Source organism: Roseococcus sp. SDR, assembly GCF_019083995.1.
GTDB lineage: Bacteria > Pseudomonadota > Alphaproteobacteria > Acetobacterales > Acetobacteraceae > Roseococcus.
The window spans coordinates 93,711-106,370 of record NZ_JAHRCU010000013.1; the positions used below are offsets into that span (position 1 = coordinate 93,711).

12 protein-coding genes are annotated in these 12,660 nt (G+C 70.0%); 5 read left to right on the forward strand and 7 right to left on the reverse strand.

The window, feature by feature from the left end; all coding sequences use genetic code 11:
• Positions 1-2: 2 nt before the first annotated feature.
• From dxs to KTR66_RS15515, 5 genes are all read right to left on the reverse strand, one after another.
• On the reverse strand, positions 3-1,928 hold the full coding sequence (gene dxs, locus KTR66_RS15495) for a 1-deoxy-D-xylulose-5-phosphate synthase (protein WP_213613986.1): 1,926 nt from the start codon (positions 1,926-1,928) through the stop codon (positions 3-5).
• A complete protein-coding gene (locus KTR66_RS15500) occupies positions 1,929-2,849 on the reverse strand; it encodes a polyprenyl synthetase family protein (RefSeq protein ID WP_249732167.1) in 921 nt (306 codons plus the stop codon).
• Between the two features lie 14 nt (positions 2,850-2,863).
• Positions 2,864-3,127: an exodeoxyribonuclease VII small subunit gene (locus tag KTR66_RS15505; protein ID WP_213613988.1), complete on the reverse strand. Its 264-nt coding sequence runs from the start codon at positions 3,125-3,127 to the stop codon at positions 2,864-2,866.
• A gap of 111 nt (positions 3,128-3,238) precedes the next feature.
• A complete protein-coding gene (locus KTR66_RS15510; protein ID WP_213613990.1) occupies positions 3,239-4,168 on the reverse strand; it encodes a histone deacetylase family protein in 930 nt (309 codons plus the stop codon).
• Positions 4,165-4,401, reverse strand: coding sequence for a sulfurtransferase TusA family protein (locus KTR66_RS15515; RefSeq protein ID WP_213613992.1), 237 nt, complete (start codon positions 4,399-4,401; stop codon positions 4,165-4,167). Before KTR66_RS15515 ends, KTR66_RS15510 begins: the two co-directional genes overlap by 4 nt.
• A gap of 61 nt (positions 4,402-4,462) precedes the next feature.
• On the opposite strand from KTR66_RS15515, the gene KTR66_RS15520 reads away from it, so the two are divergent.
• The 5 genes from KTR66_RS15520 (at position 4,463) to KTR66_RS15540 (ending at position 10,623) form a co-directional block, all read left to right on the forward strand.
• On the forward strand, positions 4,463-5,341 hold the full coding sequence (locus tag KTR66_RS15520; protein ID WP_213613993.1) for an ROK family protein: 879 nt from the start codon (positions 4,463-4,465) through the stop codon (positions 5,339-5,341).
• 35 nt (positions 5,342-5,376) lie between these two features.
• Positions 5,377-7,305, forward strand: coding sequence for a PhoX family phosphatase (locus KTR66_RS15525; protein WP_249732168.1), 1,929 nt, complete (start codon positions 5,377-5,379; stop codon positions 7,303-7,305).
• A gap of 31 nt (positions 7,306-7,336) precedes the next feature.
• Positions 7,337-8,611, forward strand: coding sequence for a DNA polymerase IV (locus tag KTR66_RS15530; protein WP_213613995.1), 1,275 nt, complete (start codon positions 7,337-7,339; stop codon positions 8,609-8,611).
• Between the two features lie 67 nt (positions 8,612-8,678).
• A complete protein-coding gene (locus KTR66_RS15535; protein ID WP_213613997.1) occupies positions 8,679-9,587 on the forward strand; it encodes an outer membrane protein in 909 nt (302 codons plus the stop codon).
• A gap of 58 nt (positions 9,588-9,645) precedes the next feature.
• Entirely contained in the window at positions 9,646-10,623 is a 978-nt protein-coding gene (locus tag KTR66_RS15540; RefSeq protein ID WP_213613998.1) for a hypothetical protein, read from the forward strand.
• A 7-nt stretch (positions 10,624-10,630) separates the two neighbouring features.
• On the opposite strand, the gene KTR66_RS15545 is transcribed toward KTR66_RS15540, so the two are convergent.
• The gene (locus KTR66_RS15545; protein ID WP_213614000.1) at positions 10,631-11,602 is read right to left on the reverse strand and encodes a tripartite tricarboxylate transporter substrate binding protein; all 972 of its coding nucleotides are present in this window, start codon (positions 11,600-11,602) and stop codon (positions 10,631-10,633) included.
• Between the two features lie 71 nt (positions 11,603-11,673).
• Positions 11,674-12,627, reverse strand: a complete 954-nt coding sequence (locus KTR66_RS15550; RefSeq protein WP_249732169.1) for a tripartite tricarboxylate transporter substrate binding protein — start codon at positions 12,625-12,627, stop codon at positions 11,674-11,676.
• Positions 12,628-12,660 lie beyond the last annotated feature (33 nt).

Here is a 12,660-nt window from a genome sequence, read left to right on the forward strand (position 1 = left end):
GATCAGGCCCGCGCCGGCTCCATCAGCGCTTCCTTGCCGAGTGCGGCCAGCGCCATCGCGGTGATGTGCGGCGCGTTCAGCCCGGCCAGGTCGTATTGCTTCTTCGGGTTGTCGTGATCGATCCAGATGTCCGGGAGCGTCATCGGGCGGAACTTCAGCCCGTGATCGAGCAGCCCGCGCAGCGCCAGATGATGCATGACGAGGCCGCCAAAGCCGTTCACGCTGCCTTCCTCGATGGTGATCAGCACCTCGTGGTTCCGCGCCAGCTGCTCGACCAGCTCCGTATCGAGCGGCTTCGCGAAGCGTGCATCGGCGACGGTGGTGGAGAGGCCGAAGCTCGCCAGCTCATCCGCCGCCTTCAGGCATTCCTGCAGGCGCGCGCCATAGCTGAGGATGGCGATCTTGCTGCCCTCCCGCACGACACGGCCCTTGCCGATGGGCAGCAGGCTGCCACGCGCGGGCAGCGGCTCCAGCGCGAAGCCCTCGCCACGCGGATAGCGCACGCCCGACGGTGCGTCATCGATCTGCGCCATGGTCGCGATCATGTGCGCGAGCTCCACTTCGCAGCTCGGCGCCATCAGCACCATGCCGGGAAGGCAGCCGAGATAGGCGATGTCGAAGCTGCCCGCATGGGTCGCGCCATCGGCGCCGACGAGCCCCGCGCGGTCCATGGCGAAGCGCACGGGCAGGCCCTGGAGGGCCACGTCATGCACCACCTGGTCATAGCCGCGCTGCAGGAAGGTCGAGTAGATGGCGCAGAAGGGCTTCATCCCCTCGGTCGCCATGCCGGCCGCGAAGGTGACGGCATGCTGCTCGGCGATGCCCACATCGAAGCAGCGATCGGGGAAGCGCTTGGCGAACATGTCGAGGCTGGTGCCGGACGGCATGGCGGCGTTCACGGCCACGATGCGCTCGTCATGCTCGGCTTCCGCGATCAGCGATTGCGCGAAGACCTTCTGATAGACCGGCGGGCCGGGCGGGGCCTTCTGCTGCTCGCCGGTGACGACGTTGAACTTCTGCACGCCGTGATATTTGTCGCCGCTCGTCTCGGCCGGGGCATAGCCCTTGCCCTTTTGCGTCACGGCATGAACGAGGAAGGGGCCCTTGTGGTCCGTGTCGCGCAGGTTGCGCAGCACGGGCAGCAGGTGGTCCATGTTGTGGCCGTCGATCGGGCCCACATAGTAGAAGCCCATCTCCTCGAAGAGCGTGCCGCCCGTCAGCAGACCGCGGGCATATTCATCGGCGCGCTTGGCGACCCGCTCGATGGGCCCCGGGAAGTTCTTCGCGATCTTGGCCGCGAAATCGCGCACCGAGAGGAAGGGGCGCGACGAGATGGTGCGGCTCAGATAGGCCGACATCGCGCCCACGGGCGGCGCGATGGACATGTCGTTGTCGTTCAGGATGACAATCAGGTTCGCCTTCTCGGCCCCCGCATTGTTCATCGCCTCATAGGCCATGCCGGCGGACATCGAGCCGTCGCCGATCACGGCGATGACGTTGCGCGGCTCCTTCTGCAATTCGCTGGCGACCGCCATGCCGAGGCCGGCCGAGATGCTGGTGCTCGAATGCGCGGCGCCGAAGGGGTCGTATTCGCTCTCGCTGCGCTTGGTGAAGCCCGAGAGGCCGCCGCCCTGGCGCAGCGTGCGGATGCGGTCCCGCCGGCCGGTCAGGATCTTGTGCGGATAGCACTGGTGGCCGACATCCCAGATCAGCCGGTCATGCGGCGTCTCGAAGACGGCATGGATCGCGACGGTGAGTTCCACCACGCCGAGCGAGGAGCCGAGATGCCCGCCCGTGACGGAGACGGTGCTGATCGTCTCCGCGCGCAGTTCATCGGCCAGTTGCCGCAGCTGGTCCGAGGAAAAGTTGCGCATGTCGGCGGGGACGCGGACACGGTCCAGCAAAGGGGTTGCGGGGCGGTCTTGCATTTAACTTCTCCGCTCGATCACGTAGTCGGCCAGGGCGCGCAGCAGATCGGCGCGCTCCCCGAAGATTTCGATATGGTCCCGCGCCTGCGCCACCAGGCGCTCGGCCTGCATGCGCGCGCGCTCGATGCCGAGCAGGCCGACGAGGGTCGCTTTGCCTGCAGCGGCGTCCTTGGCTGTCGCCTTGCCCATGTCCTCGGCCGAAGCGGTCGCGTCCAGCAGGTCATCAGCGATCTGGAAGGCAGCCCCCAGGTCTCGCCCATAGGCGGCCAGCGCATGGCGCTGTGCAGCGGCGGCCTTGCCGAGGACGGCGCCGGCTTCCGCCGAGAACTCGATCAGCTTGCCGGTCTTGAGCAGCTGCAGACGCCCGATGGCAGGCTCATCCAGCGGTGCGCTCGCCTGCTCGGCCATGATGTCCAGCATCTGGCCGCCGCACATGCCGCGCGGCCCGGATGCGCGGGCCAGCATGCGGACCAGTTCGATCCGCACGGCGGGGTCCGGGTGGGTCGCCTCGTCGGCCAGGACGGTGAAGGCGTGGCATTGCAGGGAATCGCCAGCGAGGATGGCGGTCGCCTCGTCGAAGGCCTTGTGGTTGGTCGGCTTGCCGCGCCGCAGATCGTCGTCGTCCATGGCCGGCAGGTCGTCGTGGATGAGGCTGTAGGCGTGCATCATCTCGATCGCGGAGGCGACGCGAAGCGCCGCGCTGCGCGAGACGCCGAACTGCTTCGCCCCCTCCAGCACCAGGAAGCCGCGCATGCGCTTGCCGCCACCGATGGTGGAATAGCGCATCGCCTCGAAAAGCCGGGCCTCATCCCCCTCCACGACGGGGAGGAGCTGGTCCAGGGCCTCATCGATATCCTGGGCGGCTTCGGTCAGGGCAGCCGCGAGAGAGGCGGCGGAAGCGCCACCGATCACCATGGTCATTCGAACGCTTGATCCTATTCCACATCCCTCAGGGTGAGGCCCATGCTCCCCTCGACCACGGCCTGAACCTTGGCCTCGGCCTCGGCGAGCTTCGCCTCGCAATGGCGACGCAATGCGGTGCCCCGCTCATATTCAGAAATCGCCTGGGCGAGGGTACTCCGCCCGCCCTCGAGCGACTTCACGATTCCCTCGAGCTGGCTCAAGGCCTCTTCGAAGGAAAGTTCCGAGACATCGGAATCCGCCAGCTCGGGCGGATGCGATGCGTGATGCGCAGACATCGAACGCTCCCTAAACCAAACTGCACTCCGGCTTCGGATGTTTGCAGCCTGATGACCCCGGCAAGACGCAGCAAACCGAAATTCAGCGGGCAACACAACCAAGACGTTCTGTCAGCTTTGCAACAAAGCCCGCACATGGGCCGCGGCAGACTGCGCGAGCGCCTGAAGGTCATAGCCGCCTTCCAGCAGGCTGACCACCCGGCCGCCGCAGCGCCGCTCGGCGATGGCGCATAACTCACTGGTCAGCCAAGCGAAATCGGCTTCGCTCAGGCGCAGCTGCGCGAGCGGGTCACGCGCATGCGCGTCGAATCCCGCGGAGATCACGATCAGTTCGGGAGCGTAATTCTCGATCGCCGGCAACAGCTTTTCCGACCACGCTTGTCGGAACTCGACGCCCGAGGCGCCGGGGGGAAGCGGAGCGTTGTGGATGTTGCCCACGCCCGTTTCGCTGGCCGCCCCCGTGCCCGGATAAAGCGGCATTTGGTGGCTGGAGGCGAAAAGGATGCTCGGGTCGTTCTCCGTGCAATCCTGGCTGCCATTGCCGTGATGCACGTCGAAATCGCAGATGGCGATGCGCGAGAGGCCGTGCGCCGCCTGGGCGTGGCGCGCCGCGATCACCGCATTGGCGAAGAAGCAGAACCCCATGGGGCGGCGATGCTCGGCATGGTGGCCGGGCGGGCGGGTGGCGCAGAAAGCGCGCCGCACCTGGCCCGTGCAGACCTCGTCCACCGCGCGCACCGCCGCACCGGCCGCCAGCAACGCGGCCCGCGCGCTGCCGTGGCACATCACCGTGTCGGGATCGAGCGCCACATAATCGCCGGGGGCGGGGCGCACGCCCAGGATGGCCGCCACATAATCGGCCGGATGGGCACGGCAGAGCTGTTCCTCCGTCGCCTCCTCCGGCTGGTCGCGGATGAGCTCGGCGAATTCCTCGCGGTCCAGCGCCTGCAGCACGGCGCGCAGCCGGTCGGGGCATTCCGGATGGCCTTCGCCCATCTCATGGGCCAGGCAGTCGCGATGGGTGAGGAGCAGGACGCTCACGGCTCGGCCCTCCGGCGCAGGACGAAGCGGAAGCCCTCGCCCTCCTCGGCCCAGGCGAGCAGCTCATGCCCCGTCTCCTGGGCATAGGCGTGGAAATCCTTCACGGCCGCGGGGTCGGTCGCCAGAACGGCCAGCGTGGCGCCGGCGGGCATGGAACGCAGCGCCTTGTTGGCCTTGAGCACGGGCAGGGGGCAGGTCATGCCCCGGACGTCGAGTGTCGTTGTGTCTCCCATCCTGCCAATCCAGCACCGGCGGGGGCTTGCCCGCAAGCCTCGCGCGCCGCAGCGTGGCCCGATGCGCATCGGGATAGATCTGGGCGGGACCAAGACCGAGGTGGTGGCCCTGGGGGTGTCCGGCGAAGTGCTGCTGCGCCGCCGCCAGCCCACGCCGCCTGACTATGCCGGCGTGATCCAGAACATCGCGGCGTTGGTCCAGGGCGCCGAGGCCGAACTGGGCGCGCGCGGTACGGTCGGCGTGGGCATCCCGGGAAGCCTCTCTCCCGCCACGGGGCTGGTGCGCGGCGCCAATTCCATCTGGCTCAATGGCGGGCGCCTCGATGTGGACCTCGCCGCCGCCTTGGGCCGGCCGGTGCGGCTCTCCAATGATGCGAATTGCCTGGCACTGTCCGAGGCGGCGGATGGCGCGGGGGCAGGGGCGTCGAGCGTCTTCGCCGTCATCCTCGGCACCGGCGTGGGTGGCGGCCTCGTGATCGGTGGACGGCTGGTGGAGGGCTTCAACCGGATCGGCGGCGAATGGGGGCATAATCCGCTCCCCTGGATGACGGAGGCCGAGTTTCCCGGCCCCGCCTGCTGGTGCGGCAAGCGCGGCTGCATCGAGACCTTCCTCTCCGGGCCTGCCCTGGCGGCCGATGCCGATGGCCCGGGCGCGCGCGACGCCTCCGGCCTGCCCGCGCGCCGGGATGAAGCGGCCCGGGCGGCGCTCGCTCGCCACACGGATCGCCTGGCCCGGGCATTGGCCGCGGTGGTGAACCTGGTGGACCCGGAGGTGATCATCCTGGGGGGTGGGCTCTCCAACATGGCGCATCTCTACGAAGATCTGCCCCGCCTGCTGCCGCGCCACGTGTTTTCCGACGTGGTCCGCACGCGCATCCTGCCGGCCCGGCATGGGGACAGCTCCGGTGTGCTGGGCGCCGCGCGGCTGTGGGATTCGTAATCCAGCGCTGATTCGCAGGGGCGGCGTGATGCGGCATGATCCATGCGGCAATTCCGACGGACCCCATGGATTTCGATTCCGAGAACACCCCGAGCAATCCTGCGCCGCGCGCGACCATTGGCGAGGTGATCGCCGAGCGCTATTCGCGCCGCGGCGCCTTGCTGGGGGGCCTCGCCGCCGCGCTGGCGGGCCCGGCCGGGGCCGTGCCGATGCGGGGCGGCCCCTCGACGCTGACCTTTCCGGAGCTGCGTCAGCAGCTCGCCCAGACCGATGCGGTGGCCGAGGGCCATGAGAGCCGCCTGCTGATCCGCTGGGGCGATCCCGTGCTGCCCGACGCCCCCGCCTTCGATCCGCGCCGCCAGACCGCCGCCGCCCAGGCCCGTCAATTCGGCTATAACAATGACTTCATTGCCGTTCTTCCCATGCGGCCTGGCGAGCCCATCGGCGAGCGCGCCCTGCTCTGGGCCAATCACGAATACACCAACACCAACCTGATGTTCCCCGGCCTCGGCTCCCCCTCCCAGGCGCGAACCCGCATGACGGCCGAGCAGGTCGAGGTGGAACTGATGGCCCATGGCGGAAGCCTCGTGGAGATCATGCGCGACGGCCGCGGCTGGAAGCTGGCCCCGCCCGGCCGGCTCAACCGCCGCATCACGGCGACCACCCCCATGCGGATCAGCGGCCCGGCCGCAGGGCACCCCTGGATGCGGACCAGCGCCGACCCCGAGGGACGCAATGTCCTTGGGATGCTGGCCAATTGTGCAGGCGGTATAACACCTTGGGGGACGATTCTCACATGCGAGGAGAACATCAACTTCGCCTTCGGCGGCGCGCTCCATGATCCAACTCAGGCCGAATCCCAGCGCCGCTTCGGCATGACCGACACCCCGCCCTATGCCTGGCATCGCTTCGTGCAACGCTTCAATCGCACGCAGGAACCAAATGAATCCAATCGTTTTGGATGGGTCGTTGAGATAGATCCTTATGATCCGGAGAGCCTGCCGGTGAAGCGCACGGCGCTGGGCCGCTTCAAGCATGAGGGGGCGGCCTACGCCCTCGCGCCGGATGGCCGCATGGTCATCTACATGGGCGACGATCAGCGCTTCGACTATGTCTATCGCTTCGTCACCGCCCGCCCGCACAACCCCGCCAACCCCGACCGGAACCTGCTGGACGAGGGCACGCTCTCCGTCGCGCGCTTCGAGGCCGATGGCACCATGCGCTGGCTCCCCCTCATCCAGGGCAGCGGCCCGCTGACGCCGGAGAACGGCTTCCACAACCAGGGCGACGTCGTCATCCAGGCCCGCCGCGCGGCCGATCTGCTGGGCGCCACGCCCATGGACCGGCCGGAGGATGTCGAGGCCAATCCGGCCAATGGCCGCGTCTATGTCATGCTCACCAACAACGCCAATCGCACGGCCGCGCAGGTGAACCCGGCCAATCCGCGCGCGGAGAACGCGCATGGCCATGTGGTGGAACTCATCCCGCCCGGCGTGCCAGACCGCCCGGACCACGCGGCCGAGACCATGCGCTGGGGCCTTTTCCTGCGCGCCGGCAAGCCCGGCATGGACGCCGGCGCCGAATACCACCGCGCCACCAGCGACCAGGGCTGGCTCTCCAGCCCCGACAATTGCGCCTTCGACAGCAAGGGCCGCATCTGGATCGCGACCGATTCCGGCGGCGCGGCCGGCATCGCGGATGGCGTCTGGGCGGCGGATACGGTGGGCGGCGGCCGGGCGCTGACCCGGCTGTTCTACCAGGCGCCCACCGGCGCCGAAGTCTGCGGCCCCTGGATCCTGCCGGATGACAGCGCGCTCTTCCTCGCCATCCAGCACCCGGGGCAGAACGCCGGCAGCAGCTTCGACGCGCCCTCCACCCGCTGGCCTGATTTCGCGGAGGGGATGCCGCCGCGCCCCTCGGTGATCGTCATCACCCATGGCGAGGGGCGCGCCATCGGCAGTTGAACCGCCGCGGCCTGGGCCGCATCCTCCGCCCATGCCCGACCCGGCCCTCTGCCGCGACTGCCTGAGCACCGACCCGGGGCCGGGTGCGGCCTGCCGCCATTGCGGCGGGCGGCGCGTGCTGCGCCACCCCGACCTGTTCACTCTCACCATCGCGCATGTGGATTGCGACGCCTTCTATGCCAGCGTCGAGAAGCGCGACCGCCCGGAACTCGCGACCAAGCCCGTCCTCGTCGGCGGCGGGCGGCGCGGCGTGGTGGCCGCCTGCTGCTACATCGCCCGCGGGTACGGCATCCGCTCCGCCATGCCCATGTTCAAGGCGCTCGCCGCCTGCCCGGATGCGGTGGTCCTCAAGCCCGACATGGCCAAATACGCCCGCGAAGGCGCCCGCATCCGTGCCCTGATGGAGGCGCTGACGCCGCTGGTGCAGCCGCTTTCGATTGACGAGGCCGTGCTGGACCTGGCCGGCACTGAGGCGCTGCACAAGGCGCCGCCCGCCGTCACCCTTGCGCGCCTCGCGCGCGAAGTGGAGCGGGAGGTGGGCGTGACCATCTCCATCGGCCTCGCGGCCAACCGGCTCATGGCCAAGCTTGCGGCGGGGCGGGACAAGCCGCGCGGCTTCGCCGTGATCGGTGGGGCCGAGGCCGCCGGCTGGCTTGCCCCCCAGCGCGTGGGGCTGCTGCCCGGCATCGGCCCCGCGGCGGCGCGGCGGCTGGAAGCGGCGGGCATCACCCGCCTCGGCCAGCTTGCGGCGCTGGACGCGAAGGCTGCCGTCGCGCGCCTCGGCGCCGATGGCCCGGCGCTGGCCGCCCGCGCCCGTGGCGAGGATGACCGCCCGGTGAACCCGGAGCGCGAGACCAAGTCCGTCAGTGCCGAGACCACCTTCGAGGAGGACCTCGCTGAGCGGGACGTCCTGGAGGCCGTGCTGTGGCGGATGAGCGAGAAGTTGGCCGGGCGGCTCGCGGGGAAGGGGCTCTCGGCCGGCGGGGTGGTGCTCAAGCTGAAGACCGCGGGCTTCGAGACGCTGACCCGCAGCGCCCGCCTGCCGGGCCCCACCCTGCTTCCCGAAACGCTCTTCGACGCCGCGCGGCCGCTCCTCGCGCGGGCCGCGGATGGCACGCGCTACCGCCTGCTCGGCCTCGGCGCATCTCCGCTCTGCCCGGCGGAGGAGGCGGACCAGGGCGACCTCGCGGACCCGAATGCACCGCGGCGCGCGGCGAAATGGCGCGCCGTGGAGGCGCTGCGCGAGCGCTTCGGCGCGGCCAGCGTGGTGGCAGGGCGATCCCTGCGAGAGCACAAGAAATCGTAATCAGATCGGAAGGATTTGACTTCATACCGTCTCCGGTGCCTCGTTTGCGAAACTAGGAGACCTCACCATGTCACGTGCATTGCGAAACCGGCCCTCGGCCTTGGCGGCGATGGCGATGCTGGGCCTCGCCGGCGCTTCGGGCGCCGCGGCCCAGGCACCCGCCGGCGGCTTCGCCGTTCCCACCCAGGGCCTCTATATCGGCGCCGGCGGCGCCTTCAACATCACCCGCTTCGGGACGCAGAACGTCTATGCGCTCGGCCTCTCGGACGTCTACCAGAACGGTGTGCGGGTCTCGAGCGGATCGGCTGCGGGCCCCGCGCGCGTTCCGCTCGGCAGCGAGTCGGGCTTCGCCCCGGCGGCGCAGATCGGCTATTTCCAGAATTTCGCGGAGAGCCGCTGGCTCTGGGGTGTGAAGGCCTCCTACAGCTACCTCGGCACCTCGGCCAGCACGCCCAATGCGCTGCTGCCCCAGGCCGGCGCCTTCACCGATGCGCGGACGGGCGCGAGCACGCCCTTCGTCGGCAATGCCGTCGTCCGCTCCTTCGAGCAGAAGGCCGAGCACCAGATCACACTGACGCCCTTCATCGGCCATGCCCATCAGCGGGGCTTCCTCTACCTGGGTGGCGGGCCGACGCTGACCCGCCTCAGCACGCAGATGAACGGTCTGGTGGGCTTCGCCGACATCAACGGCAATCGCAGCGAGATCTCCGGCCCCCCGCAGAACTTCTCGAGCGCCGGCTGGGTCTGGGGCGCGATGTTCATGGCCGGCGTCACCTATTTCATCGACCGCGACTGGTTCCTGGACCTGACCTACACGGCCTCGACCACGCAGCGGCAGACCGGCCAGTATTTCAGCAGCTTCACCAATGCCGGCGGCCCGGGCGGCACTGTCACCACGGGTTCGCTGATCGGAAATTCCTCCAGCGCGCCGCTCGTCTCGCAGGGCGCCATGCTGACCCTGAACCGGCGCTTCTGAGGGCAACCCCGGCGGGGCGGGTGAGGAAGGCTTAACCCGCCCGCCCCATTCTCCGGGCGTGCCGCGCCCCGATCCGTTCAGCTTCGACCCCGTCCGCTTCCCCGGTCTCGCCCCCGGCGAGGTCTGGCCGCCCGATGCCTTCGACTTCACCGCCCCCTGGCTGCGCCACCGGGAGCTGGCTTTCGAGCGCGGCGAGTCGGGCGAGGTCGTCCTGGTCCGCCGCTATGACGAGCTGCGCCTCGTGCTCGACATCGAGACCGCGCATTCCGCGCTGGATGTGGCGCCGCGCAGCCGGGATTTCCGGCTGCTGCGCCTGGTTCCCTCCGCCCTCTGCCTTGTCGAGACCGTGGCGCCGGGGGATCCCGTGCCGCCCAGCCTGCGCGGCCTGCCACCTGCGCCGCCGGAGGAGCACCATGTCTATGCCGCCACCACTGCGCTGGTCGCGGCCCTGCAGCGCGGCGCGGGAGAGGCGGGCGGCGCCTTCCTCGATGCGCTGCGCCGCACACCCCCCGGTGTGGGCATGTTCGAGGCGGCGGCGGCGCAATGCATCCGCCAGAGCGGCTTCGGGCTGGAGCGCATCGCGAACCTGGCCCGCGGCCTGCAGCGCCTGGCCAATGCCCATGCGGAGGTGCTGGCCGCCGAGGCGACGCGACCCGATTATGCCGGCATGGAGCGCATGGTGGCCGCCACGTCGCGCGCCATGAGCAATGATGCGGGATGGTCGCGGGACCTGCTGGCGCATGGGCTGCGCCAGATCGCGCCCATCATCTCCCGCCCGCGTGAGGCGACGGAGCAGCTTCGCGCCAATGCCGCCGCCCTGCTGGAGGCCGGGGGCACGCTGGGCGATGCGGCGCGCCTCGCCCATGCGCAGGGCGTCTATCGCGACCGGCTGATCGAGATGGGCATCTTCTGGCGGCGCCTGGCCGCGGCCTGGGCCAGTGTCCATCCGAAGCTGACCGACCGGCAGGAGATTGACCTGCTCTGCCGCAACGCGCTGCGCCGGCTCTCCCTCAAGGAGCTTTACGACGCGCTGTGAGGCGCGGTCACTCGCGCCAGGGCCGGCGCTGCCAGAGGGCGCGCAGATTGTCCTCGGTGCGTTGCGCCATGGCGCGGTAATCGGCGCCGATCATGGGGTTGAGCGGCATGAACTGGCGCTGCGCCTCGCGCAGGAACTCCGGATCGCGCAGGGCCACCGCAAAGGCCTGGGTCAGGCGCTCGGTGATGGCGGGCGGCAGGCCGGGCGGGCCCACGATGCCACGCGCCGCACCATGCAGGATGTCGAGCCCGACTTCGCGGAAGGTCGGCACATCGGCAGCTTCGGGGCTCCGGCTCGCGCTGGCCTGGGCCAGAATGCGCAGCTTGCCCTCGCGCTTCAACTGCAGTGCATCGCCCACATTGATGGCGGCCAGGTCCACATGGCCGCCCAGCAATTGCGGAACGAGGGGGGCCGCACCCGCGAAGGGCACGTGCACCAGCGGCGGCACATCGGCCAGCTGCTCGAAGGCCAGCATGAAGAGATGGTCGTCCGAGCCCACGCCCGTCGTCGCATAGGTCATCTGCCGGGGGCGCGCGCGGGCGGCCGCGATCAGGTCGGCCACCGAGCGCAGCGGGCTGTCGGCGCGGACGTAGAAGCAGTTCGCATCCTCGACGATGTTGGCGAGGAAGGTGAAGTCCATGGCGCGGAAGCGCGCCGGCCGCTCCATCGGGATGGCGTTGTGCGCGGGCAGCGTGGTGGCGCCCAGCGTGTAGCCATCGGGTGCCGCGTTGAAGGTGGCCTCCAGCCCGATCTGCCCGGCGGCGCCGCTGCGGTTGGTGACGATGTGCCGCATGCCCGGGATCTGCGCCGCCACCAGCGGCATGACGAGGCGCGTCATCACATCCACGCCGCCGCCTGCCGGGAAGGGAACGATGATCTCCACCGGCCGGTCATTCGGCCAGGCAGGCTGTGCACGCGTGACGGCAGGAATGGCCAGGCTCACGGCGGACCCCGCGAGCCAGGTACGACGCTGGATCATTCTCATCCTCCCCTTTTGGCCGGGAGGGTGCGGCATCCGGCTTCGGCGAGGCAAGGAATGTTTCGCGGGCGCTACTCGCGCCAGGGCCGCCGCTGCCACAGCGCGCGGAGGTTGGCGTAGTCCGCCGCCATCATCTGCCGATAGGCGCGCCCCACCAGCGGGCGCATCGGGAAGCCCTGCTGCGCCGCATCGCGGAGGAAGTCGGGGTCGGCCAGCATCGCCGTGAAGGCGAGCTCGTATTGCAGCGTGATCTCCGGATGCAGGCCGGGCGGGGCCGCGATGCCCCGTGAGGAGCCGCCCAGCACGTCGAACCCCGCCTCGCGGAAGGTCGGCACGGGGCCGAGCGGCGCCCAGCGCTCCGGCCCGCCCTGCGCGAGGCCGCGGATGCGCCCATCGCGCAGCAGGTTCAGCGCTTCGCTGCCGTTGAAGGCGCCGACGGCCAGCGTGCCGACCAGCAGGTCGCGCTGGATGGGCGCGGTGCCGGCATAGGGCACATGCAGCAGGTTCACCCCCGCCGCCGCCTCGAAGGCCAGCAGCAGCATGTGGTCATCCGAACCGATGCCGGCGGTGCCGACGCCGATCTCGCCGGGCCGCCCCCGTGCCGCCATGCGCAAATCCTCCAGCGTCCGCCAGGGACTGCGCGCGGTCACCCAGAAGGCGCCCGGATCATCCACCACATTGGCGATCAGCGTGAACTCATCCGGCCGGTAGCGCGGCCGCCGCTCGATGGCGATGGCGTGCATGGCGGTGTTGGTGGCGGCACCGATGGTGTAGCCATCGGGCGCCGCGTTGAACAAGGTCTCGAAGCCGATATGCCCGCCGGCTCCCGGCCGGTTGATCACCGCCATGCGCGCGCCGGGCAGGTGGCGCGGCAGGTGATGGGCGACGAGGCGCCCCATCTGGTCCACGCCGCCGCCGGGCGGGAAGGGGATGATGACCTCGATCGGGCGTTCCTGCGGCCAGGCCGCATGCGCGATGCCAGGGACGGCGAGGCCCCCCACTGCCAGAAGCGTCCTGCGCCGCATCCCCACCCTCCCTTGTCTTCGGGCAAGGGTGGA